The sequence below is a fragment of the Novipirellula rosea genome, assembly GCF_039541335.1.
GTDB lineage: Bacteria > Planctomycetota > Planctomycetia > Pirellulales > Pirellulaceae > Novipirellula > Novipirellula rosea.
Genome location: NZ_BAABGA010000005.1, coordinates 2,156 through 27,235, shown reverse-complemented (window position 1 = coordinate 27,235; position 25,080 = coordinate 2,156). Strand labels below are relative to the sequence as shown.

Genomic DNA, 25,080 nt, shown 5'->3' with positions numbered 1-25,080 from the left:
CAAGGCGATGTCTTATCCAAATCATCGCTGACCGTTGCGAATGGGGCATCAATCCCACTTTTCACCCGGTTCATAACAGAATGGTCCATGTTGGGGGGGCAACCCAACGTTGTTCGCCAGCTGTAGTGAGCGAGTCGAAATGTGTGGATTGAATTTCGCATCGGAAGCTTGTTCAAACACGTTCAGTCAGGTTGGGGCAACCTGACTGCGTGTTTGAATAAGCTAAATTGCGGCCGGTTTTTGCGGCCGTTTTCACCGATTCGCCAAGTCAGCGTTTCGGCGACTCTCTAAGAATCGCCCGTATCTCGGTCGCAAAACATGCTGGGCAAAACATGCTGGGACCATCCGTGGCCTCGCCAAAATACGGGCGACCGTGTCCTCTTGGCGGAACCGCATCCTCTGTGTGAACGACGTCAAGTGCCTAAAACGCTCGATCGGGCTTCACTGGCTCTAAGCCAAGCGGCCTTGTAAAATGGAAACGGATGACGGAACTGGTTCGTGATGTATCGCATCGGTGATTGTGTTGACCGGTTCCAAACGCAAAAATGCTCAATCCATTGCCATCGAATGTCTCGATCGGATTCCTATCGGCGGAACGTATCGAGTGTTATTTTTCCATCGAACGCGTTTAGCGGCGGTGAGTAAAATTCGGGAGCTTAGCGAATAAAATGGGGCGTAGTGGATAAATGCGGCCCCTCTGTGGGGGTGTGGCTCGTGATGTTTCGAGCTTGCCCGTAGTCGACCCCATTGGTTGGTTGCTTTGCGACGTGGGAATTCGCCGGCGTGAAGTATGGTTTCTCAGCTGCCAAGATTCGCTTCCGAGTCGATGGGCGAGGGCTGGAAAAAGATCCGGCAACGAGAAAAGGGGGGAACGATATGTTACAAGTTTTTGCATTAAAAAATGCGGCGGGTTGTCAAGTTTGACGCGATCTTGTCCAGTGAAATATGTTCTATTGTTGCTAGCAGCGTCATTGTCCTCTCCAACGCTTGCTTTCGACATTCATAACTCAACGCTTTCGATGAATTGATTTTGATGCACCTCCCCACCATTCACGTTGTTGATGATGACAAGGAATCCCGCCAAGTTGTGGTGGAGCTTGTCCGGTCAATGAATTTGGCTGTGGAATCGTACGAGTCAGCCGAAGATTTTATTTCCCGGTACAACGGCAAACGTCCTGCTTGCATGGTCACCGACAAAAAGATGCCAGGTATGAATGGTGTCGAATTGATCGAACGGTTGCGTGATATGCAAATCACAATCCCAATCGTGATGGTGACTGGCTTTGCCGACGTCCCGTCAACAGTGCGGGCAATTCGCGGAGGCGCGATCACCTTGATCGAAAAGCCATGTGGGCAGGCCGAGTTGCGGAAAGGGATTGAAGAGGCGGTCCAGCTCGAGCAGGAAAACCTGGAAAAGGACCAACAGGTTAATGAGGCGAAGCGTTTGGTTGCGACCTTAGACGAAAAAGAGATGGACGTTGCCAAGTTGCTCGTCGAAGGCTTGGCAAACAAGGTAATTGCGTCACGGTTGGACTCGGGGTTGCGAACGATCGAAAAGCGACGTTCCACAATCTTGAAAAAGTTGGACGTTCAATCGGTCGCAGAACTAGTGCAGATTTGGGTACTCGCGAATCCCAGCTGATATCTTCTCGAGCGTTTTCCTCTACCAACCGTTTCCCTCTACCGACCGTTGATAGGTTGCCGCTCAGACGACAAAGGGGGCGATCAAGTTGCCCCGTGTTTTGCCAACACATCGACAACCTTTTTCCAGCCCAGAGATTTCGCGAGCTGTATCGCAGTGACGCCATTCGCGGTGACCGCATTGGGATCGGCACCGTGCTTTAACAGGATGGCAACGCCGATCGCGGTTCCGGCCAACGCTTGCTGGTGCAGCATTGTCCATCCGCGATCGTCCTTCGTGTGAACCTGTTCGGGATTCTGCTGAAGATATTCGGTGAGCGAATCAGCCATGTTTGCCGCCATGGGGTGTTCCATCGACGCAACTAACTGCGGGTCCGCCGGCGGTACAGGTGACGGGGGCTTTTTGGCTGATCGCCCTAGAAGTTTGCCAAAGAATCCACCCTTGGCTGTCTCGGACGAAGACGGTTGTTCGTCGCTTTTGTCTGTAAACCATTCGGGCGGCACGACATGGATGCTTTCGGGGTCACCAAAATCAAACCCCCAAGCGTTGTCATGTTGTTGGCGTTCTTTGGCACTCATTTTGGCACGAAGTACCTGGACGGTGAACGCGCCGTAAACGCGACCGTTGATGACGTACATCCAATCCGACAGTGCCTTTCCCGGGAACTTTGCTTCGTCGCCTTCGGAAATTGACTTTAGCCAATTGGGGGAATTCAGCAGCGTTCCCGAGACGCTTCGCCCATCAAAATCAACGTCGCCGAGCCACATCTGTTCGACACCTTCGTTGTTCTCGGCCGATCGTAGCTCCGGAGGATCTTCGAAAGGCACTTTCACGCACGCGAGGTCGAGCCCGGGGATGATGCGTCGCTGTTCCCAGGAAAGTTCTCGCCAAAAGAAGCGAAACGTGCGGCGGGCTCGCTCGTTCGCAGCCCGCATTTCAGGATCATTGTCGGCGGTCAAATAAACTTGGGCCACGGTTGCAGTACCTCGATCGCAAGATTTTAAATCGGATGTGCCTCGGTATCCCGCTGGGATTTGGCTCTGTCTGAAAATCGTAGTGGAAGTCGTCAAGACTTTCGGCAGCATGGCATAACCCCTTGGGGAATCGAAATTCTCGACGAATTCCGCTACCAAGTTCCGCCCCGGATGCGTTCTCAGACAGAGCCCAGCCGGCAGTGAAGTTTCTGACTCAATAGACTACCACCGATGTCCTCTGCATGGGGGGCGTTGCGAATGAAGGATGTATATTTTTCTGATTTTGCGGCCGAACGCTGCCGCTTGCGGGAGGCTCGAATTTGCGATTTGCGGGATCCGGGCGGTTCATTTCTTTAGCCTTGGACGTCGGGCGGCTTTCTGCGCCCCAAGCTCCCCCGGCAGGTGTCGTTTTGATTATCATTGGCGTTTCAAATCCTCTGTTCGCTTCCCACCTATCAAAACCCACGAGAGTTTTCTTCATGCGTTTTCGACTTCTTTCGCTTCTCACTCTGCTGCTTGCATCGACAGCGCACGCAGAATTAAAAATGTCATCGATCTTTGGTGATTCGATGGTGCTTCAACGCGACAAACCGATCCATGTATGGGGTTGGACGACCGCCGGGCAAGACGTTTCGGTCGAGCTTGCTGGACATTCGGCTGCGGCAACTGCCGATGATTCGGGGCGTTTTGACGTTTTCATCGACGCGTTGCCCGCAGGTGGCCCGCATGAAATGAAAATCGCGGCAGACGAGTCAAAGTCATTCAAAGATGTGTTGATCGGTGAAGTTTGGATTTGTTCGGGCCAATCCAATATGGGAATGTCGGTCGCCAGTTCGAATGACGCCGATTTAGAAGCGTTGGCAGCGAACTATCCCAACATCCGTCTGATCTCGGTACCACAGGTGGGCACGCAAGAACCACAAACGGATTTCAACGGCAATTGGGCCGCATGCTCCCCGCAAACCGTCAAAGACTTTTCAGCCGCAGGCTATTTCTTTGGTCGCCAATTGCATCAAACGCTCGATATTCCGATCGGCTTGATCGACAACGCTTGGGGCGGCTCGTCGGCCGAAGCTTGGGTCGAGCGAAAGGTGTTAGAGGATGACGGAAAATACGCCGAGTTGCTCGAGAAATGGGACCGCACCGCTGCGACTTATGATCACGAAGCGGCGATGGCCAAGTGGAAGCAGCGGCACGCGGAATGGGCCAAGACTAAAAAAGGCAACCCGCCGCGGGCCCCTCGCAACGAATTGACTGGAAATCATCGTCCATCGAACATTTATAACGGGGTCCTGAAACCGACGATTGGCTACACGATCCGCGGCGTCGTGTGGTACCAAGGCGAATCCAATGCGAGCCGAGCGTACCAATATCGCGATTTGTTTCCGCTGATGATCCAAAGCTGGCGCGACGAATGGAAACAAGGTGATTTTCCGTTCTACTGGGTCCAACTTGCCGACTTTCGAAATGAAGTCGATTCACCCGTCGATAGCGATTGGGCTGAACTGCGTGAAGCCCAAACGATGACGATGTCGCGTTTGCCTAACACCGGCGAAGCAGTGATCTTGAATCTGGGCGAAGCCAACGATATTCACCCCAAGAACAAACAGGGCGTCGGGACTCGTTTGGCGCGTTGGGCTTTGGCGAAAGACTATGGCTACAAAATCCCCTATCAAAGTCCGACCTATCGAGGCAGCGATGAAGCAATGCAGGTCACCGGAGATCGAGTAAGGTTAAAGTTTGATCACGTCGGCAGCGGGCTCGATACGTTTGACATCAACGACGCGATCGGCTTTAGCATCGCCGGGGCTGACCAAAAGTTTGTCAATGCCAAGGCCAAGATCGTTGATAAGGAAACGATCGAGGTTTGGTCAGACGGCGTCGATAAACCGGTTGCGGTACGTTACGCCTGGGCCGACAACCCCGTCTGTAACGTGCAGAGCCGCGAAGGGTTGGCGTTGACACCGTTTCGCACCGACGATTGGCCGGGCAAAACTGAAGGCGTCGTGAAGTAGCTCGTGAAGTAGCTCGTGAAGTAGCTCGTGAAGTAGCTCGTGAAGTAGCTCGTGAAGTAGCTCGTGAAGTAACTTCGACGCGAAAACGTCGGACTCACGTGGTAAGAGATCGGCGTCTGCCCGTTATTCGAGCTCGCTTGCTGGGCGAGCTCGAACACGGTTTTTCGCTGACGGCTTGGAAAGCCGTGCGACAATGGTTCTGCAACCGCGGGGCGGTTACGCACTCACCGGTTCGACATTCTGAGTGACTTCGAAACCGAGGTCGGTGATCATGTCGTAATCGGCTTGCGGGGCCTGTCCTTTGGTCGTCAAGTAGTCGCCGACGAACATGCTGTTGGCGACATACAGGCCGAGCGGTTGCAGCGAACGCAGGTGTATTTCCCGTCCGCCTGAAATTCGCAGTTCGCGGTCAGGATTGACGAATCGGAACATTGCCAATGCTTTCAAGCACTGGTTTGCATTCAAATCCATGTTGCCTTGAAGCGGTGTGCCTTCGATCGCATTCAGGAAATTCAGTGGAATCGAGTGGACGCCGAGATCGCGAAGGTCAAATGCCATCGACACGACGTCTTCGGGAGACTCACCCATGCCGATGATGCCGCCGCTGCACATTTCCATTCCGGCGTCTCGAACGTTTCTCAGGGTTTGCACTCGGTCGGCATACGTATGCGTGGTACAGATGTCGGCGTAGTGCTCTTCGCTGGTATTCAGGTTGTGATTGACTCGGTCGACGCCACATGCCTTCAAGCGATCCGCTTGCTCGCGGTTCAGCAGTCCCAGGCAGGCACAGATATCGAGCCCATATTTTTGCTTGATCTCGGGTACGATTTGTTCGACGGCCGACATCTCACGCTCGTTTGGCCCGCGAGCGGAAATCACCAGACAGTAGGTCTTGGCGCCTTGATTGGCGGCAATTTCAGCCGCTTTCATCAGGTCGTCACGCTTCAAAATGTTGTATTTTGGAACCGGCGCCGTCGAGATCTTCGATTGGCTACAGTAGTGACAATCTTCGGGACAAAGGCCGCTTTTGGCATTCATCAAGAAGTACAGCTGGACCGATCGGCCGAAATAGCGATGGCGGATTTGATAGCCTGCCGACAAAATGGGAAGTACATCGATGTCGGGGGCGGTTAAGATAGAGAGGGCGTCTTCGCGAGAAATCGCCTCGCCCGCCAAGACACGTTCAGCGAGCTTTTGGTATCGATCCGCTTGGATCTGTGTTTCTGGGGGCGTTGCGGTCGCTTCGGGACTGGCCGTCATGTTTTTTTGCCTTATTCTCTCTAGTCGATCTTCGCTCGGTTTTGTTTTTTTTTCTCACTCATCGTGAACCATGAGAATCCCCACATGGTGAACGTGCCGAGCCAAATCGGCAAGTCGTCTATAGCGTGTTTTTCCCAATGAGCCATTATTACGTACGAATCGGCGTTCTCGGCGATATTTTCGTGGGCCAACCCACCGCGTCCGCCGTGACGCCTGATTTTTCGTATGGAATGCGTGTGATCGTGCGAACAGCCCGGGGGGTCGAGCTTGGCACCCTCCTGGGCGAGGCGCAGCAGGGAGCTCGCCGCAGTCTCGATGCGAGCGAAAAAATGCCGATCATCCGGCTGATTCGCCAAACCACGCGTGAAGACGAACTGCTGATTCGTAGGCTCGAGCGGCACAAACGCGAAGCGGTCGAAGCGTGCCGGGCTGCGTTGGCCGAATCCGGCTCTACCGCGGTGCTGTTAGATGTCGACCAAGTGTTCGACGGAGGATCGTTGGTGATGCACTTTTTGGGTGACGTCGACGAAACCGCCGAAGCGATCACCAAAGAGGTCACCGAGCGTTACGAGTCGATCGTGCGATCTCGCCATTTTGCCAAATTGCTGGGCGAGGGCTGTGGCCCGGGGTGTGGCACCGCTGAATCCGAAAATGGCTGCGGCAGCGGGTGTGCCGGATGTGCCGTCAAGGCCGCCTGTGCTGTCAAATAGCGGCCGAGATCTTAGTAAGTGGCGACTTGCGAACGAGGTTCGCTCTTTCGCCAATCGATGTCTGACCGCGTCATCAGCCGGCCACTGACTTGCACGTTACCCGCGTTCATCGTCGCTAAACGTGCGATCACATCATTCAAGTCGATCCGCTGAGCCTCGTGAATTAATTTCGCCGTGGTCCCCGGAATCAAAGTCGTGGTCAACGCGCCAGAGTGGAACTGCCGTAATTCTGCTTCTAAACGGACTTGTTCGGAATGAGTCCCCACGGCCAGAATCAAACGTTGCACCCCGCCGCAGTCCAGCAGCGAGGGACGTGCGAATTGCAGTGCAGTCGCCATCGATGTGACCGCTTGCTCGGGCCGAGTCTCGTTGGATTTGGTCGAGGACGGGGCGACATAGGCGGTGACGGTGGACGTCTCGTTGATAGCCACTGCATCGGCGGGGCTTGGCAACGTCGCAGTGACATCGACACTCGATGATGTCGATGAACTCAAAGACGATGATTCGTTGACGCTTGATGAGCTGCGGGTCGCTAGCGCCCGTCCTACCAACGGCGAGACGGTTTCGGTAAGACGTGTTTTGATTTCGTTTGCATCCATCGCCATTGCGCCGGTCGCAAGCGGCCGAATCAACATCGGATTCACCGCCGCGGTGTGCAGCTCGGTGACGATGCCTTCAAACTGCGACGAAATTTCTTCGGGCATATCGTCCCAAGGATTGAGCGTCGCGCTTCGTCCATCGGCGATTTTCGAAATGGTGACCGCGAACGTCGTGGCAAGATTGTTCAGCCGAGTGATCATGCCATCGATGCGTTCGGCAAATACGCAGAGATGCTCGGCTGCAAGTTTTCGCAGTTCGGGGGTGATCATTGCTTCGGCATGCGAAGCAGTTAGGGGCCGATCATCGTCGTCGGGCTCGCTTTGGAATTTCGCAATCTCGGTATTGGCGTCGGTTCGTAGCGAATCGGCGACTGCGATTACTTCCCTTTGAAAACGTTGTAAACCGGCTACCGCCGTCGCTATGTCGGTACTGCGGTGCGACAATCGATTAAACAACTCCTTGGTAAACACGCTCGTCATTTGGTCGATCGACGCGGCGGCATTCGAAGCGTCCGCGATCTCGCTGGCCCACTGGGGCGCCAATTCGCCTGCATCCCCCAGCGTGATCACCCGCCCTTGTTCACGCGTTTGCAATCGGATGTGTTGTTGCAATTGGTGGTGGCGATCGTGAGAGGTTTTTCCGAGCGGCTCTTGGATGACGTCAACGATAGGGTTGTGAGCGAAACCGGTACGCCGCATCAATCGCTGCGACAATGGTTCTGCGTTCTTTTTAGCGTGTCCGGGATGCCCCAACCATCGCAGCAACAAATGTTGCACGGTTGCGGGCGTCAAGATCTTCTCTTCGGGACGGCGCACGACACCGAGAGGGACGATGCCCACCGATCGCAATTGGGGTTTGTGGATCGAGACGTCTGGCGATTCGGTCGCACTGGAGCGTGCTTCGGCCAACAAATCGCCAGCCCCGGTTGAATCCGACCACAGGTAGTCGCTGATCACGTTGACCGGACGCGGCGCATTTGGATCGAACTCATTGCTGGCGACCACATAGGCGTCTTTGAGTGGCGTCCGAGCTGCGGGGACGCTTGGCCAACCGGCACCTTCGTCGCCGGGATAGCCATTCTCTGGATGCAAGTAGTGACGCATCTCCATCAACGCGGCTTGCGCGTCATGATGCGCAAGCGAAACGGATGGGTTTCGTGTCAACCCTTTCATCGCCAGCATCGAGAGGATCTTGGCTTGCTCGAACTGGTTTTCGTCCAAGAAATGTCTCAGCAGATGTACAACATCCAAGTAGATACCGCTGCCCGTTCCCCCGCTGAGCGATCCAACGACATAGATCGACGGAATCTCCTCGCCACGCGTTTTGGTGAGGTCTTTGACGATTTGTGCGATAGCGTTTTTCACCTTCGCACCATGATCCACCAGTGCCAAGCGGCCGAGCGGTCGCATGCCTTCGGTCGACAAACTGCGAGGAACGTTGTAGATCCAACGTCGTGATACGGTGGCAAGCCGTTTGATCGACAGCGATTGCCGGTACTCATTGGGCGAGCGAAGCGGAATCGGCACAATCTCGGTTGGCGGCAATGATGCCGTCGAGTTGCTGATGCGTGCGATGCCTAGCGTTTTTTCATCGGTATCGATTAGCAGTGAATGAAAGCGGATCGGGCACGCCGAATGCATGCTGGCGATGCGGCTGCGGATATCATGCAGCACTTCTGCCCCCGTGCCGCCAAGTGCGACGACAAGGACATCGGAAACGGTACGCGAATCACGTTTGACCTCGCCGTCGCGGAGCGCCGGCAAGTCCTCGGTCGCGGCAGCTTGCGAACCGACTCCGAGCGGAATTCCTTCGGCGGTGTCATCATGACTCAATTCGCCTGGCCGCGATTGTAGCGGAGTGCTGCGGCGATGCGGGTTGGTCAAGGCGTGGACAAAGGCGCGGCAATTTTCAAAACGACGAACGGGATTCTTTTCCAACGCCTTGGCAACCGCCGGTCGGTCGCTCGGAGGAAGCGGTTCGAGATCGGGAGCATTGTGAACGTGCTGGGTTGCCAGCTGAGCGATGGTGCGTCCGCTAAACGGGCGCGTTCCCGTCAGCAGTTCTTGGTACATCACCGCGAGCGAGTATTGGTCGCTATGCATGCTCGGACGCCCATCGAAGACTTCCGGCGGCGCGTAGACCGGCGTCAATCCGCCAACAATGCTGCACTCGGCATCCCGCAGATCTTTTAATAAGCCAAAGTCGGCTACTTTGACATGTTCGCCGATCACCAACAAATTCGCTGGTTTGATGTCGAGGTGTTGCAGTTGATAACGCTCGTGCAGGTAATCCAGTGCATCGGCGGTATCGTTCAGATAGGCAAGCAGTTTTTCGTGGGGAATGCCGCACGAACCGCGGTCTCGGTGTTCACGAAAGACGTCTTCGAGTGAACCGTCGGCCAATTCCGTGACAATCACCAATTGGTCGTCGGCGATGCCGAACCGCTCGAGTGTCAGCAGAAACGGGTGGCTGACGCCTTTGATCCGTTCGAGTGACTTCAGCTCGCGTGCAGCACGTTGCTGGTCGTGAGCTCCAAAAACGAACTTGACCGCTTTCTTGATTCCACCCGGCGCATCGGCACGCCATACCTCACCAAATCCACCACGACCGATAAGCTTTTCAAGCACATAACCGGGGATCGGTTCGTAGCCGGCGCTGAATTTTTTGGGTTCTGTCGCTTTCATCGCGAGACGGCTTTCTACTGAGAAACGTTGAAAGGGAGGGGCGGAGGTTGAAGCAAGGAACTAAAGGATTTCGCTGAAATGCGGCTGTACGCTCTACAGTTGGCTGAAATAACTACGGCAGGCGTGATCCAAGTAATCCGGTTGTAACGTCAATGGCAACTTGCGGTATTTGCAGTAATTTGCCACTTGAGTCAACAAGTCTCGCGGATGGCAACGTCGCATGTTGCGACCACTGTCTTCGTAGAACTTGAATAGATGGTCTGCGGCTTGCGGCGTGTCCGGGAATCCCAAGGTTCGCATCACGCCGCTCATCAATTCGCGGTACTCTTCACGACCGGGGTCGGAGACGAAGATTTTGTAAGGCACTCGTCTTAAAAATGCTTCGTCGACCAGCGAGTTGGGGTCGATGTTGGTCGAGAAGATGATCAACTGCTCAAACGGAATTTGAATTTTCTTTCCGGTGGGCAATGTCAAGTAATCGCATTTGTTTTCCAGTGGAATGATCCAGCGGTTGAGTAGTTCCTCGGGCGCAATACGTTGACGACCGAAGTCGTCGATCAACAAACATCCGCAATTGCTCTTCATCTGCAGCGGCGCTTCACAGATGTTGGATCGCGCGTCGTGGCGGACTTCCAGGTTATCCATGACTAATTCGCCACCGACCACCACGGTCGGGCGACGAATCCGAGTCCAGCGATTGTCCCATTCCTGGCCCTTCAATATGTCGCTGGCGATTTCGGGAACCGGCGCGGGGCGATGAAAGGCATCGTCTTGCAACTTGATCAAGTTGCCATCGTCAAGGATCGCGTTGGGAATCCAAATTTCTTGGCCAAGGCATTGAGTCAGACAGCGGGCAATCGTCGTTTTTCCGTTGCCCGGAGGCCCGAACAAGAACATGCCCGTGTTACTGTTCACCGCGGGTCCGAGATGATCAAGCAGTTCGTTCTGATACGAGATTGAGCTGAGCGCGGTGCGTAATTGTTCGCGATCGACCGCGTCCAGACCGGCGGCTTGCGCTTCGACGCTCAACACGTAATCCGACAATGGCACAGGCGCAGCACCAGTGTAACTGCACTGAGCCATTTGTTGATTGGCCTGCTTTTGGCCAGCTTCGGTTAGCGAGTAGTAGTAATCATTAAAAGGGGCTGGCCGGACATGCGTTACCAATTTGCGTGTTCGTAGTGCATCAAGAATCGGTTCGATGACACGAAAAGGGATCCCGATCCGTTCCGACGAGGTGCGGCCGCTGAGGGTACCACCGACCAACAGGATTTTCAGCATTAATCCGTCAACGTAAGCCGCGCTGAGCCCGGTTTCGTGTAGATCGCGAGGCTGCGTTGGCCAAAACGTGTCGTCGGACAACAGCCCGCCTAACATGCTCGGTTCGAAGGATTGAGTGTCGCTTGCGAGTACAGTCATAACGTGTTTAGCGATGTTGATGAATGAACGATGCGGATAACGAATCGGTGTTAACGATTGTGCGGCATGCGCGGGCCGTGCGTTGTCGTCGTTGCACCGCCCCGCAAACTTGACATGTTTGCCAGCCTGTATTGCCGCCCTCAAACGTAGCTCGCAAATAAGAGCATCGGAGCCGGTTATCGAATCGTTCGTAAATAAGTTCTTGTTCGGGGGCGGTATCTCCCGCAGCGAAGCGGTCATCAAAGGGACGGTTCTGCAGGGGGGAGGGGCAGCGACGGAGGGAAAACGGAAACAGCGGAGTTATTTCCGAACACTTCGCAGTTGGATTCCGAACTTTTAGGCAAGAATTTTCGACTCTCGCGGTGACGACCGTCTATTTACGTCGTACCTTTCAAGGTCCCGCAGATTGATCACCCCCCCCCGGAAGTTCTCGCTGCGAACACAACATGGCCCCTTGAGCGTACAAGATTAATGGCAACGATTGAAAACTCGGCACTCGAACGACTCCGGCGCAGCAATGCGTTGATGGAGGACATTTGGTTTTTGTCGGGCCCGACTCAGCCTGGCGAAACGATCATTCATCTGCCCATTGATGATGAACCGTATGTCATCGGTCGCAAGCCGGGCGTCTCATTGCGGCTGCAATTCCGCACCGTCAGCGGTCGTCACGCGGCGCTATCGATCCGCGACGGCGCACTCCAGTTGACCGATCTTGGCAGCACCAACGGTACGTATGTTAATGGCAAACGAGTCGAGCCAAACCAGACCATTCGAATCAGCGAAGAAGACCTGATTCATTTTGCCGAAGCACCGTTCCGCGTTTATCGTCAATCGGTCATGGGAGCGACCAATGGCACGATTGCCGAAAATATCTGCGACCAAGCCTTAGCACTGGTCCAATTCGACCGACTGATGTCCGAGCGTTTGGTTCGACCGCACTTTCAAGCCATCGTCGATTTACGCAGCGATCATCGTGAGATGATCGGACACGAGATTCTCGGGCGAGGAAGCGTGTTTGGTCTCGAGTCGGTCGGCGCAATGTTTCAAGCCGCCGAGCAACTGAGTCTCGAAGTCGAGCTGAGCCGATTGCTTCGCTGGGAAGGAATTCGCGTCGGACGTGATTTTCCCGAAAGCCCGATGCTGTTTGTCAATACACATCCCAAGGAAATTGGTGACGTCCAGGGTTTGATCGAATCGCTGATCAAAGCACGCGAGATGGCTGGCAACGCCAATCTTGTACTGGAGATTCACGAGTCTGCGGTGACGAACCGCGCCGTGATGGACGATCTCGTCGAAGTCCTCGAGTCACAAAATATTCGACTCGCCTACGACGACTTTGGCTCCGGCCAAGCACGGTTGGCCGAATTGGTCGAAGCCAGACCGTATGTGGTCAAGTTCGATATCTCGTTGATTCGAGGAATCGATACCGCCAGTGAGAGTCGACGCAAGATGTTGTCGAACCTTGTCAACATGGTTTGTGATCTGGACATCTTGGCACTCGCCGAGGGAGTGGAAACCGAAGGCGAATCGCAAGCCTGTATCGATCTCGGGTTTCAGCTCGGCCAAGGCTACTACTACGGACGCCCATCCCCGGCGTAACGCCGCATTCTCGGTTGCCACGCGAGCTTGATCGACAAGATCTCGCCATTCTCGCGCCCCCGCAGCATTACTCGATCACGAGCATCTTCACTGCCACCAGCATCTTCACTGCGTTGAGCCGCAAGCCGTAAGGTGCCGGGCACTATGTGGGGCCCGCCTGCTCACTCGCCAAAACGCAGAACTCTGAAGCATCTTTTGGTAGCCACCTTTGCCAGTAGGTGGTGCGACGCGTATTGGACGGCAACAAATCACGCCTGTTCACGCTCTGGCAAGCGTCGCTACAGAATTTAAATGCCGCAATTTGTTGGCTCAAAATGCTTTAAAGCGTTTCGTACCATCGGCGGGCGCGATTATTCGCCAGTGGTTCCCGGCTTCCGTGAATCCCCTCTCGAGAACAGCTAAGAAACTTGACACTGTAATATGACAGTGTTAATGTTGTGGCATGGACCGATTTTATTCGATGGCCGAGTTGCGAACGCTGGTTGCGAGGGCGCTGCAGGACACAGACTATGTTCCGGCGGCTTCCGCGCGAGTGCGAGCTGTGCCCAACACGCGAACGATTCGCTATTACACAACGCTGGGTTTGGTGGATCGTCCCGCCGAAATGCGGGGGCGCACCGCCTTTTACGACGGAAAACATGTGATGCAATTGGTCGCGATCAAGCGACTGCAGGCGAACAACAAAACACTGTCAGATATCCAACAGCGACTGACCGGGCTGCCGCCCAAAGAGCTGCAATCGCTGGCGGCATTACCAAACGATTTCTGGAAGCAGGCCGAAAGCTACTTGCGTGAATCGCAGAAGCGTCCCGTAGCATCGGAAAACTCGACGGATGTTGATGCCAGCGATGAATTCTGGAGCCGAACAGCGGCATTGCCCTCAGCTCCAGGGGTACCGCCGGAAGATTCGTCCGCCCGTGAGGTGTCTCAGACACTGCGAATCAATTTGCACCCCCAGGTCCAATTATCCATCGATACGACCGCCAGTGCGGAAGTTGTCGACGCCGCCAGCCTTCGGCGATTGCAGTCTGCGGCTGAATCGCTGATCAGTGAACTGGTTCGCCAGAGTTTGATTGTTTCCCCGTCAACACCTCGGCATGATGCTCGGTCCTGACTTTCTTCTTCTCTTCGGAGGCTGTTACCATGACTTCTTTCACGTTGCCGCGACTTGACGATATAGACGATTCCGAAGTGAAGAATGGTTTTGGATCGCTCAAGACCGATGTTGGCAACTTGCCGCTACAACAGTTGGCTTACCGCAGTCGCGTGGTCGGATTGGCGGTGCAAACGACGATCAAACAAACGTTCTATAACCCATTCGACGAATGCATCGAAGCGACCTATGTGTTTCCGATCGAAGGCGAGCAAGCTGTGGTGGGATGTGAGATCTGGGTAGCCGATCGATTGGTGCGTGCCGAGTTAAAGGAACGTGGCCAAGCGCGGTCCGATTACCGGCGTGCAATCCATCAAGGTCACCGAGCGGCGTTATTGGAACAAAATCGTGGCGAAACTTTTTCGATGAAGGTCGGGAACATTCCGCCTGGCGAAGCGATCCAAGTTCGCATCCAAACGATCGGAAACCTTGCCGTTGCTCATGGCGAATGGACGCTACGGATGCCATTGGTTGTCGCACCTCGATACACGTCCGGTTTCCCGTTGCCGGGAGCGTCAGTGGGAAATGGCACTGCCGTTGACACCGATCAAGTGCCTGACGCGTCGACGGTCACGCCGCCAACGTGGTTACCTGGGTTTCCTAGCCCTGTAAATCTTTCAATCGAAATCGACGTCCAGCCTGGCAACCACGACAGTGGCTTAGGCGGTCATGCGGATTGGCCGTCCCAGCTTCGTAGCAGCCTGCACGCAATCGCGGTTGAATCGGACGGCGACGACCAATCGGTCGCGAAATCTTGTCGAATTCAGATTCGTCCGGGAGAAAAGGTCGATCGCGATTTCATTTTGCGTGGGCCGATCGAATCATCCAAAGTGGTTGGTTCCTTGTTGTGTGATCCGGACAGCGGGACGTTTGCAATCCACCTCGTTCCACCGTCGCGCAAATCGGATCTGCCGAAAGACGTTGTTTTCTTGCTGGACCGCAGCGGCAGCATGTCGGGTTGGAAGATGGACGCAGCCCGTCGTGGGATCAGTCGCTTGATCGACACGCTTGGGCCGAACGACCGGTTTCAAGTCTTGGCCTTCGATAACAATATGGAATCACCGTCCGAAAGGTCTCATTCCAATTCGTTGCAGACTGCGAGCGACGCGAACCGTTATCGGGCGGTTCGCTGGTTGGCGGGGATTCGTTCACGTGGCGGCACTGAAATGGGACGGGCAATCCAGCAAGGCTTGCAGATGTTTCAGTCTAATGACAACGGCCAAGGTTCCGCGTCGATCGTCTTGGTCACCGATGGACAGATCACGGGCGAAGATTCGCTGCTGCGATTACTCGGCGAAGTACCCAAGCCACGGCGTCCTCGTCTGTTCTGCCTTGGGATCGATCGTGCCGTCAACGCGGGAGTATTGCAACGATTGGCCAAGTTTACGGGAGGTATTTACGAAGGAGTGGAGTCTGAAAAACGACTTGATGAAATCATGCAGCGTTTTGGGGATGAAATTGGATCCCCATCGATCACAGATCTGCGGATCGAAGCGGTCGACGATGCTGGTTGGATCACCCAAATCGCCCCTACCAACCATACGCTTCTATATCCCGGTCGCCCTCTTTCCATCTACGGTCGGTCGCGACAACCATCGTCGCTTCGAATCGCAGTGCATGGAACATTAGCTAGCGGGGAGCCTTGGAGCCAAACCATCGAAGCGGAGACGGTGACTTTATCTAGCGACTCGGTCAACTTGCTGCATGCGATGTGGGGGCGTGCAATTTTGCGAGAACTGGAAGATGAATTTGCGGGCAAATCGGCTCCGGATCGATTGCTGCAAGAAGAGATCGTTCGTTGTTCGCTCGAAACGCAAGTGCTTTCTCGCTTTACTGCGTTTGTTGCAGTCGACGAATCGGAACGCGTCAATACGAAAGGCTCTACGCATGCAATCAGCCAACCCGTTGAGTTGCCCGAAGGCTGGAAACCGATGCATTCTGCACCGCTCGGGCGCGATCGCTTGATCTCGTTGCCGAGTCACCCATCCGCTGGACGGCCCATTGCACGTCGTTCGATGTCCGTCTCGAAACCAACGGGCGGACCCGTGTTGCCAAAGCAGTTTGCTGATTTGATCCTTCAGAAAGGCATCGTGACGATGGATCAATTTTCCGAGGCCGAGGCGCTGTCCCGTTCGACGTCCACCAATGTTGGCAACGCATTGGTGCGTATGCAGTACGCCACTGCCGAGGAGGTGGCCCAGGTCACAGCCGAATCGTACAAGATGCCGTACGTTGATTTGAGACACACGCAAATACCGATAGAAGTGATCGAACTGATTCCTGAATCGGTCGTTCGCGAAAACGGAGTCATGCCGCTGAGCGAGTCAGGCGGCACGTTGACGGTCCTGGTCAGCGATCCGACCGACTTGGAAACGGTCGAAAAATTGCGTTTCATTCTCAACCGCAACATTCAAACCATGATCGCTTCCCCCGACGCCATCTTGCAAAGTATCAACCTGCACTATGGTCAAGTCGAAGGCGAATCGGCAGATTCAATGCTGCAGGAGTTTACCGATACTGCTATCGACTTCACAGAAACCAGTGACGACGACTATCTCGAATTACATTCAGACGAATCATTGGGGATGTCCGACGAGATCATTATCGATGGTATGCTCGAAGATGACGACATTTGCATGATTCAATCGATGCCCCTTCCTGCTCCATCGCCGATGCGATCACGCCGCCAACGCACCGTGAAGGAATCTTCGTCACCCAGTAACGCTCCGGTCATTCGACTGGTGAATTTGATTGTGTCCGAAGCGATTCAGATGCGTGCGACTCATGTGATCTTGACTGCTCGGCCAGATGCGGTTGTTATTCAGTATGTGATCGACGGTGATGTGGTGGATCGCGAACACGTTCCACGTCGCATGTTGTCAGCGATCGTTGCTCGATTGAAGATTTTGGCGAAGGTCGATGTCTCGATCACGGACCAACTTCAAACAGGCACGATGAACATCACCGTTGGTGCAACAGCGTCGACTCATCAAGTTCATTTTGCCCCAACCAGTGATGGCACGACCATGCTCATTGAACTCGGCCGTGTCGCACAAACGGCGATTACCCTGAGAGAACATGCAATGGCCTCTGGCCAGCCCAACTGTGTGCGGGAATGGTGGGAAGCAAGAGCAATGCAATCGACGCTCCAATAACGTCGATTCTCTTACTGAGGTAGCGGAACTTGTCAAGAGTTCCGGTCATCGCAGAAAATGAAAGTCTCGACGACTACTGACAAATCCTAATTCTTAGCTGGGGCAAAACGTTACGGAGCGGAGATCCGAGTGTCGATTTCGTCCAGTGATATCTTCAGCACTTCCATCGTTTGTTTCGCACCTGAAAATGCGACCAACAAATGACCGTCGTGCTCGATCAGATGGGGATAGTCGATATGTCGTCCACCGATCAAATAAAAGAGGTCGGTGAAGACCAGTCCGTCGCGACTGATCGCGAGCGTCAGCGGATCGCGTCTTCGCGGATTGGCATTGGAGACCAAGGCGTAGTAGCCTCGCGACGTGCGAAGGACGAAAAATTTGCTTGTCGCATCAGGGAAATTCGTGCCGACAATCGGACTCCATGTTTGCCCGTTGTCTGTCGAGAACGTGCGTAGTAATCGGCCCGAACGCGCATTGTCACGAATCAAACCGACGATGCTCTTCTGGTCCGGTAGCACGTACCAATACGGTTCTTCGGGTTGACCGTCCTTGCCGTAGCTGGCCAGCGGCAAAGTACGCCATTGATCAAACGCCTTGACGCCGCCAATCATCACCGAAACTCGGCGCTGGTGATCGCGGCGTGTCATCATGTATTCGCCCGAAGGCAACCGTTTGGGGGCAAAGTTATTGAGCGTATCATCGAGCACGGTTCCGTGAGCTTCCCAGTTGCCTTCGGTGGCATTCCAACGAAACGCCTCCAGACTGAGTCCTTCACCAGGATAACCAGGAGCCCGGAAATGACTCGCTAGCGCCAACAGTTCTCCATCGCGAATCCACATCCCGCGGGCGATCCACCCAAAGCCTTCGATGCGGGGCGGTCCGGTCAAATCGGCAGGCTTGCTCCAGTTCACACCGTCGAGGCTGGTGGCGTAGGAGACGCGAGTTCCCGCCTGATCATGGTGCGGAACGACATTGCGATGCCGCTCGGGCGAGACGTGATCAATTCGTTTGCCAGGACCATCGCTCCACATCGCCCAAAAACGCCCATCGTGTCGAGCAACGTAAGCGTGCTGATGCACCCAATTGCCTCCTTGGTCTCGAACGTCGCTGATGATGGCGTGCTGAACCGGCAATTTTGGAAGCTGATCAAAATCGATCTTGTTCGGATCCGTCCCGGTCTCGGAAAGTCGCAACATCAGTCCGCTCGTCGGGTTTGCAACCGGATCCGCCATCGACAGATCGGGCATTGCCACGCGAGCCTTGGGCGAGACGACGGTGAACTTGGTCGGTTTTGCATCGATCAAATCGGACGCGGTGCTGCCAATTCGAACGTGAGTGGATTCGAGTAAGGTTTTGTCTGCGGCAACGTGAATGCGAGCGAGATTCGCCCGGCTGCATCCCTCGCGATTGACCAATGTCCAATCCGACAGCTTCGTCGGTTCGGAAGGGATTTTGCCGGCTGGACCGATTTGTACGAACAGCTCGTCGGGCTGATTGTCGTGGCTGGCGATGCGAACGAGCAGCGAAAGCGATTCGCCTTGATTCAGTGTCGGACCGTATTCAATCTTCTCATACAACCGGGCTGACAGCCTCCCATCGGCAGCGATTCCAATCGTGACTCGTTCGTCACCACCGCTTGTGGCAAGACTCAACGCGAAAGTTTTCCCTCGCTCGGGTACGTCAAAGTCGGCGGCCAAATAGAACTGGTCGCCTTCCTCGCCGAGATCGATCCAGTCCGCGTTGGCGGCCGGTTTGGGGGCTGCGATGGCTGGCAAGGATTTGTCGGCCTGCAGCGTCTCAGGCATTGCGAGTTGGTCCAGCGCAGACAATTTGATCTTCAATACTTCCACGGTTCGCTTACCGCTGGCGAAGGCAACCAATAGATTTCCGTCGTGCTCGATGGCATGCGGATAATCCACTTGTCGGCCGCCCGCGAGATAGCCGAGTTTGTTAAACACCAACCCATCGTCGCTGATGGCGATCGTGAGCGGATCACGCGCCCGTGGGTTGCTGTTGGAGATCAAAATGTAACGTCCGTCACTCAACCGAAATCCGTAAAGCTTGGATGTCGCGTCGGGGAAGTTCGTTTTGACCGGCTTGCTCCAAGTCCGTCCGTTATCCGTTGAAAACGCGCGATACAGAAATTTGCTGTGGGCATTGTCTCGAAACAGAGCGGCCAGATTTCCATCGGGCAGCTCCCACCACAGCGGCTCCTCGGCGCGAAGCTGGCTGTTCGTACCAAGCACCCGAAACGATTCCCAGTCCGTCATCGACTTGACGCCGCCGATCAGGAAATCTACTCCCGCCGATGCATAGTTGTAGGGGCGACGCGACATCATCCACTCACCACTGGGGATGCGTTTGGGCGGGAAATTGTTGATCGCGTTGTCGGCGATGACACCGGTGTCGTGCCAGTTTTCGTTTTCGACATCAAATCGAAACGCTCGCAGTTCTAAACTGGGGCCGAAGAACCCCGCAGCCTCATCCAGCGCGACGAGTGCATACAAGTCACCATCGCGTTGCCAGAAGCCGCGGGCGATATAGCGGAAACCTTTGGGCGACCGTGTGTTGTAGTACGGCGAGTCCGGTCCAGAGTGAGGCGGCTCGGGTGTCAGGAAGCGAGGTTCGCCCCAGTGCACCGCATCGTCACTGATCGCGAACTTGACTCGTTGCCCGACGCGGTCCTCCAGCTCGGGACCATCGCTCCACATGATCAGGTACTTGCCCTGATGGTTGACCAAGTAATTATGTTGATTGACTCCGTGAGCTTCCCTAACGTCGCTGACGACGGAGTGTTCACCGGGCACGCGAGGCAACTTGGCTTGATCGATCTGATGCTTGTCGTCCGGGAAGGCGTCTCCCGCCAGCATCAACGGTGACGTTGGATTCGAAACGGCGTTGGGATAGTCAATTTCGCTGCCAATCGAAACCGCACCGTGAATCGTTACCACGCTTAAAACCGCGTAGAACAGTGACTTGATATTCATACAGAGCCCTCGGCTTTTGTGCGGTTGGTTGATGTCGCTGTGGCGAGACGTGGTTCCAAAATCTGGCCTTGTCCGCGGAGCGTTTGTTGTAAATCGTCAATCGATATCGCGTCGCAATCACAATTACCCTTCACTGCCAAGGACGCGGCGACGCCAGCGGCCTGACCCATTGCCATCCAGGTCGGCTCCATACGAATGGACGAGTAGGCAACGTGAGTCGTCGATGCGGCAACCGGTACGATCAAGCCGCGGACGCGTTCGGGCAGCATGATCCGATACGGAATTTGGTAGGGACGCGTGATCTTGTTCAGCATGCCCAAGTACCCCTCGAGAACCCGCGTATCCGTTGGCTTTCGCGATTGAGTCGGAAAACTATCAATCGGGAACTCTCCCACCGCGATTGCATCCTCATGCATCCCGGCGGCCGGTTCATCGCTTGTCCGGGCGATGTCATGCTCGGTCAGCGTGTACTGCCCTTTTAAGCGACGTGCTTCACGCACATAAAGCTGATACGGGAAGTGATCGTTGTCGGTGAACTCATCGAGCGGCAAGTTGTAACGCCGAGCCATTTCTCGCTGCTTCAAAGGAACGGAACGATCGTTTTGCAAAAAGTACAGCAGCCCCAATGCGATGTTGCGGTGACGCCGGCGGATCCGCTCGCGTTCCTCGGCGGTCCCCTCGACGTAGCCCACGTTTTGCTCTGCAAACGGAAACGCTAAAGGCCGCGGGTTGATGTTCGCATCAATTTTTTGGTTGGGAAGTTCTGTCACCGACAGAGCCCGCAACAAGGTGTCAAAATGTTCGGGGTAGTATCCCCAACCCGGCATCAGTTGTCGCGGTGCCGACAAACGCCCCGCCGCTAAGTCGTCGTGATACGGCAGATACAACTCCGGATCGTAATCCTCCGGAGGCTGCTGCAGAACGTAGCCGTTATCGGGATCGGTGGTCAGACAGAATCGATAGGTGTAGGCGGGTAAACGGCCATCCCCTTCGCCCGTGGTGCCCGCTAAGAACTTGCCTTCTTCGTAGTCATAGTAAACCAGACCAGCATGCGGTTCATCAAATGCGTCTCGCGACTCGCGTCCCAAGCGAAACTCTGCACCGGCCAACCCATACAGATCGCCTTCGTAGGTCGCATCGATAAACACGCAAGCTTCTAGCCGCAATTGGGAAGCGGTTTCACTGGACATCACGTGAACCCGGCGAACGCGTCCATTGATCACTTCCACCGATTGCACGGAGTGACTTCGCAGCACGCAGATTCGCTCACACTCGTTCTCGAGCATCCGGTCAAAGATCGCCTCGGCTACCGAGGGTTCGAAATAGTAACCTTCGCGACACAGAGCAAAATCCTGCGAATCTTCTCCGAAACGCTCTGCGTAATACGAGCGAACGTGCGCCACGAACTCCGCAAAGATGCCTCCGATCATCTCGCGATTTTCAATGTCGCTTTTGCCTAGACCGCTGGTCGACATGCCACCAAGGTGAGCATGATGTTCGGTAATCGCAACGCGGCATCCGCTTCGGGCTGCCGCAATGGCTGCGGAAATTCCTCCGGGCGTCCCACCGATGACGACAACGTCAAAGACTTGCGTTTGAGGTTTGGATTCGCTCATGCGAGACTGTTTCTACTTTTGCTTGAGGTTGACATTGAGGGTCCACACCGTCAGCCCCGCTAGGTCACGGGGCGCGCGGTTTCGCACCCTTGCGGTCACATAGGCGAACACGATGAACGTGAAATTGACGAGAGCGCCCGTCCAGTAGCTATGAACCGGAAGCCGGTAATCGACAGGCAAGACTTGCAGTGCACCGAGCCCGAGATAAACGTTGAAGACAACGGCCGCTAGCAGCGCACAAGTCGCCGATAAGCCATCCACCCGCTCGGTGAAAAAGCCAACCATAAACAACCCCATCAAACAGCCACCAAAGATGGAGGTCACGATCAATGAGATGTCGTTCATGCTTTCCTTGGGTAGATTCGCGAAGATCAGTCCACCGAGGATCATCAGTACGGCTGCCGCGGTCGCGATCACCCGCGCCGCAACCAGATAGAACCGATCGCTGCGATCACGAGCCAAGAGAGGCTTCATCAAATCGACGACCGTGACGGTGGCAATCGCATTTAAGCTCGAATCGAGCGTCGACATCGCGGCGGCAATGATGGCCGCCACAATCAACCCCGCCAAACCAGCGGGAATATGGTTCAAGATAAAGAAGGGCAGCACCTGATCCGCTTGCAATGCCGCAACCGCCGGATCGGGGAAGGTTTGGTAATACGCAAAGACGCTTGTACCGACGAAAAAGAAAAACGCCCACATCGGTAGCGCCAAACTCGAATAGATGATGGTTGCCTTGCGAGCTTCGCGAGTTGACTTGGCAGACACATAACGCTGAACGATGTTTTGATCTCCGCCATAGATCGCCAGCCAATTGACGACGCCTAACATCGCAACGGTCCAGAACGTTCGTTGGGAAAGATCCCAATCAAAGCTGCCAAAGGAGAACTTGTTTTGTGCTGTCCCGATCTCAATGACTTGGCTGATGCCACCAGGCAATTCCACGATGATCGCCGATGCACAAGCAATCCCTCCACAAAACAACACAACCGTCTGCACCACATCGGTCCAGATCACCGTGTCGATGCCGCCGATCACCGTATAGAACGCCACAAAAATGCCTGCTCCCACAATCACAATGCCCAGCGGTGCCCCGGTCAAAAATTGAATCGGCAGCGCCAATAAAAAAAGCACCTGGGCCGAACGAATCAGCTGCATCACGATGAAACTGAACGTGCCGTACAGTCGCGGCACCATTCCGTATCGCATTCCGAGGTACTCAAATGCGGTCGTCATCTTCCCCTGTCGAAACAACGGAATAAAAACCAGTACCGCAATGACCGCCACAAACGGCAGCGCCAAGTTCACCGCTAGCTGCCGCCAATCCAGTGCATAAGCCGCTGCGGGCAACGCCAAGAAGGTAGCCGACGAGACAATCGTCCCCAACATCGACAGACCGATGACCCATCCCGAAAAGCCGCGATTGCCGACAAAGTATTCTTCGGTGTTCGTGTTCCGCCGCGCGAAGTACACCGCCATCGCAGCCATCGCGCCGAGATACAAAAAAATGGCGGCGTAATCGAGCCAACGCACTTGCAGTTCACTCATCGCCAAGCACCAGCTCCGGAGTAACGACTACCGAAGCTCGCTTGCCAGCGACGGGATTTCGGACCAACCTTAGTAGCTGTTCCACAGCCAAGCGTCCCGTCGCTTCGGGGGCCAAATCGATTGTCGCCGGTCGCGGGTGCAGTCCATGCAGGTAGGCGTCTTCGTTTCCGCACGACACGATGAGGATGTCTTTGCCAGGTTCAATTGCTCGCTTTCGCAATTCCGCGTAGACCAAACAAGTGATCTGATCATCCGGGATGAAGATGCCGTCGGTGCTATGCTCGGACGTTAGCATTTGGTCCACTAGTGTCGCGACGATGCGAAATTTCTCTGAGCGTGACAACGAATCTAGCGGTACGCTGCCGGATTCGGTGCTGACGAATGTCGCAGACTCCATCCCGGCAACATGCAAGCCGAATCGAAATCCGTTGCCCCGCTGCGCAAAGGCGGGGCGGTCCGGAGATAGACAAAGGAACGCCGGCCGCGTGACGCCGTGTTGAATTAAATAGTCTGCCGCAATACGCCCCGCCTGCTCATTGCCAACCAGCACAACCTGGCCTCCGTCCTCGGCGTGCGAAGAGAGCCACATCGTAGGAAGGTGGCTGAGGGCACGCTTCAGCGCAGAGTCGGCTGATCGCCCCCACAGCAATATGCCGACAATGTCTTTCCGCTGTAGCGTCAGTGGCAATGGATCACCGCCATGCATCCGTGTAATCGAGACCGTCAACCCTTCGTTTGCGGCCGCCGCTTCGACACCACGCAGTTTGGATAACGCCAACGTCGGATTTGCATCCATGGAATCGTCCAGCATCACCAATGCGATCATGTTGCCTGGGGGCGAAGTCGGTGAGGGGGCCTTTTCCTTTTCGGGGGTGCTGCGACGTGCCACGGGTTGGTAACCGAGTTCCTCGATCGCCCTGGTTACCGATTCGGCGACCTCGTCCGAGACGTAACCGTTTCGGTTAACGACCCGCGAGACCGTCGCTTGAGAGACGCCGGCCCGCCGAGCCACTTCGGTCATCGTCCTGGGCACTGTTTTCGACATCGGCCGTTGTTCTCCAAGAGTGAATGCTGGAACGCACTGAAAGTCTATCTGAATAAAAGCAACGTGCAAGCATGAATATGCATATGAATCGATTGGCATGCCTCGATTGATATACATCAAGCTCAACAGCGTCAGGAGGGCCCAATTCCAAGTGGCTTATACCTCTAAATGTAACTTATGCATGGAGAATAGCTGTTTCCAAAGTGAAGGAAGGCAGTCATGAGACCGAGTGATTTTGTGGAAATGAAAATGGAGATGGGAAGTCCCATTTGCCGATTGTGTGAATGTGTCAGCATTGTTGGGTGGTTTTCGATGACTTCATACAGAGTCTCCACCGCATGCGGGCTCGCTTCACGCTCGAAGACTTTGTTGCTCGTGCGGCGACCATTTAGGTCGCAGTGCCATCGGCGAATTCGCTCCACTCCAGGCTGGCGGCAACGTGCCGAAGATTGCGACTACATCCCCTCGTCGTAGGTCGCTTCACGCCGATGAGAAACAAAGGGGTCAAACCCAATACTGTTCGGCACGAAAGTTGCGCATTGAATTTCACTGGTTTTTGGCACGGCGTTTGCGCATTGGGACATCTTTGGCGGATGGTCCGCCAGTTTGACACGCAGCGGATGAACCAGTGCCGAAGCGACTCCCCAAACGACGAAAACCAACGCCAAGAAAA

At 55.0% G+C, this 25,080-nt stretch carries 15 protein-coding genes; 6 read left to right on the top strand and 9 right to left on the bottom strand.

Features of this window, described 5'->3' with window-relative positions; translation table 11 throughout:
• The first annotated feature begins 1,033 nt into the window (after window positions 1-1,033).
• The gene (locus tag ABD971_RS00275) at window positions 1,034-1,642 is read left to right on the top strand and encodes a response regulator transcription factor (RefSeq protein ID WP_339944289.1); all 609 of its coding nucleotides are present in this window, start codon (window positions 1,034-1,036) and stop codon (window positions 1,640-1,642) included.
• Between the two features lie 83 nt (window positions 1,643-1,725).
• Here ABD971_RS00275 and ABD971_RS00270 read toward each other — a convergent pair whose 3' ends face one another.
• Complete coding sequence (locus tag ABD971_RS00270) at window positions 1,726-2,616, bottom strand: DUF2314 domain-containing protein (RefSeq protein ID WP_345318330.1); 891 nt, start codon at window positions 2,614-2,616, stop codon at window positions 1,726-1,728.
• 479 nt (window positions 2,617-3,095) lie between these two features.
• Between ABD971_RS00270 and ABD971_RS00265 the strand changes: the two genes are divergently transcribed.
• Window positions 3,096-4,631 carry a sialate O-acetylesterase gene (locus ABD971_RS00265; protein WP_345318328.1) on the top strand — a complete coding sequence of 512 codons (1,536 nt, stop codon included), beginning with the start codon at window positions 3,096-3,098 and terminating at the stop codon, window positions 4,629-4,631.
• Between the two features lie 216 nt (window positions 4,632-4,847).
• Here the strand turns inward: ABD971_RS00265 and bioB are convergent, their stop codons facing one another.
• Window positions 4,848-5,891, bottom strand: a complete 1,044-nt coding sequence (bioB, locus tag ABD971_RS00260) for a biotin synthase BioB (protein WP_339944295.1) — start codon at window positions 5,889-5,891, stop codon at window positions 4,848-4,850.
• A 137-nt stretch (window positions 5,892-6,028) separates the two neighbouring features.
• Here bioB and ABD971_RS00255 point away from each other — a divergent pair, with 137 nt between their 5' ends.
• Window positions 6,029-6,601, top strand: a complete 573-nt coding sequence (locus ABD971_RS00255) for a hypothetical protein (protein WP_345318325.1) — start codon at window positions 6,029-6,031, stop codon at window positions 6,599-6,601.
• Between the two features lie 11 nt (window positions 6,602-6,612).
• Here ABD971_RS00255 and ABD971_RS00250 read toward each other — a convergent pair whose 3' ends face one another.
• Entirely contained in the window at window positions 6,613-9,885 is a 3,273-nt protein-coding gene (locus ABD971_RS00250) for a protein kinase domain-containing protein (RefSeq protein WP_345318323.1), read from the bottom strand.
• A gap of 93 nt (window positions 9,886-9,978) precedes the next feature.
• Window positions 9,979-11,304, bottom strand: coding sequence for an ATP-binding protein (locus ABD971_RS00245; protein ID WP_339944301.1), 1,326 nt, complete (start codon window positions 11,302-11,304; stop codon window positions 9,979-9,981).
• Window positions 11,305-11,775: 471 nt separating this feature from the next.
• Between ABD971_RS00245 and ABD971_RS00240 the strand changes: the two genes are divergently transcribed.
• The 3 genes from ABD971_RS00240 (at window position 11,776) to ABD971_RS00230 (ending at window position 17,211) form a co-directional block, all read left to right on the top strand.
• The gene (locus ABD971_RS00240; RefSeq protein WP_345318319.1) at window positions 11,776-12,903 is read left to right on the top strand and encodes an EAL domain-containing protein; all 1,128 of its coding nucleotides are present in this window, start codon (window positions 11,776-11,778) and stop codon (window positions 12,901-12,903) included.
• Between the two features lie 442 nt (window positions 12,904-13,345).
• Entirely contained in the window at window positions 13,346-14,017 is a 672-nt protein-coding gene (locus ABD971_RS00235; RefSeq protein ID WP_345318316.1) for a MerR family transcriptional regulator, read from the top strand.
• 29 nt (window positions 14,018-14,046) lie between these two features.
• Window positions 14,047-17,211: an ATPase, T2SS/T4P/T4SS family gene (locus ABD971_RS00230; RefSeq protein ID WP_345318314.1), complete on the top strand. Its 3,165-nt coding sequence runs from the start codon at window positions 14,047-14,049 to the stop codon at window positions 17,209-17,211.
• A gap of 110 nt (window positions 17,212-17,321) precedes the next feature.
• Here the strand turns inward: ABD971_RS00230 and ABD971_RS00225 are convergent, their stop codons facing one another.
• The 5 genes from ABD971_RS00225 to ABD971_RS00205 all read right to left on the bottom strand — a co-directional run.
• Window positions 17,322-20,198: an exo-alpha-sialidase gene (locus ABD971_RS00225; RefSeq protein ID WP_345318312.1), complete on the bottom strand. Its 2,877-nt coding sequence runs from the start codon at window positions 20,196-20,198 to the stop codon at window positions 17,322-17,324.
• The gene (locus tag ABD971_RS00220) at window positions 20,195-21,814 is read right to left on the bottom strand and encodes an FAD-dependent oxidoreductase (protein ID WP_345318310.1); all 1,620 of its coding nucleotides are present in this window, start codon (window positions 21,812-21,814) and stop codon (window positions 20,195-20,197) included. The genes ABD971_RS00225 and ABD971_RS00220 overlap by 4 nt, the downstream gene beginning before the upstream one ends.
• A 12-nt stretch (window positions 21,815-21,826) precedes the next feature.
• The gene (locus ABD971_RS00215; protein WP_345318308.1) at window positions 21,827-23,362 is read right to left on the bottom strand and encodes a sodium:solute symporter family transporter; all 1,536 of its coding nucleotides are present in this window, start codon (window positions 23,360-23,362) and stop codon (window positions 21,827-21,829) included.
• The gene (locus ABD971_RS00210) at window positions 23,355-24,407 is read right to left on the bottom strand and encodes a LacI family DNA-binding transcriptional regulator (RefSeq protein WP_345318306.1); all 1,053 of its coding nucleotides are present in this window, start codon (window positions 24,405-24,407) and stop codon (window positions 23,355-23,357) included. Before ABD971_RS00210 ends, ABD971_RS00215 begins: the two co-directional genes overlap by 8 nt.
• Window positions 24,408-24,862: 455 nt before the next feature.
• A partial coding sequence (locus tag ABD971_RS00205) for a hypothetical protein (RefSeq protein WP_345318304.1) occupies window positions 24,863-25,080 on the bottom strand: 218 nt, incomplete at its 5' end.

Coding starts and splice junctions, on each gene's coding strand:
- ABD971_RS00275 (WP_339944289.1), top strand. CDS start 1,034: ATGCACCTCCCCACCATTCACGTTGTTGATGATGACAAGGAATCCCGC.
- ABD971_RS00225 (WP_345318312.1), bottom strand. CDS start 20,198: ATGAATATCAAGTCACTGTTCTACGCGGTTTTAAGCGTGGTAACGATT.
- ABD971_RS00235 (WP_345318316.1), top strand. CDS start 13,346: ATGGACCGATTTTATTCGATGGCCGAGTTGCGAACGCTGGTTGCGAGG.
- ABD971_RS00215 (WP_345318308.1), bottom strand. CDS start 23,362: ATGAGTGAACTGCAAGTGCGTTGGCTCGATTACGCCGCCATTTTTTTG.
- ABD971_RS00255 (WP_345318325.1), top strand. CDS start 6,029: ATGAGCCATTATTACGTACGAATCGGCGTTCTCGGCGATATTTTCGTG.
- ABD971_RS00250 (WP_345318323.1), bottom strand. CDS start 9,885: ATGAAAGCGACAGAACCCAAAAAATTCAGCGCCGGCTACGAACCGATC.
- ABD971_RS00230 (WP_345318314.1), top strand. CDS start 14,047: ATGACTTCTTTCACGTTGCCGCGACTTGACGATATAGACGATTCCGAA.
- ABD971_RS00210 (WP_345318306.1), bottom strand. CDS start 24,407: ATGTCGAAAACAGTGCCCAGGACGATGACCGAAGTGGCTCGGCGGGCC.
- ABD971_RS00220 (WP_345318310.1), bottom strand. CDS start 21,814: ATGAGCGAATCCAAACCTCAAACGCAAGTCTTTGACGTTGTCGTCATC.
- ABD971_RS00245 (WP_339944301.1), bottom strand. CDS start 11,304: ATGACTGTACTCGCAAGCGACACTCAATCCTTCGAACCGAGCATGTTA.
- ABD971_RS00240 (WP_345318319.1), top strand. CDS start 11,776: ATGGCAACGATTGAAAACTCGGCACTCGAACGACTCCGGCGCAGCAAT.
- bioB (WP_339944295.1), bottom strand. CDS start 5,891: ATGACGGCCAGTCCCGAAGCGACCGCAACGCCCCCAGAAACACAGATC.
- ABD971_RS00265 (WP_345318328.1), top strand. CDS start 3,096: ATGCGTTTTCGACTTCTTTCGCTTCTCACTCTGCTGCTTGCATCGACA.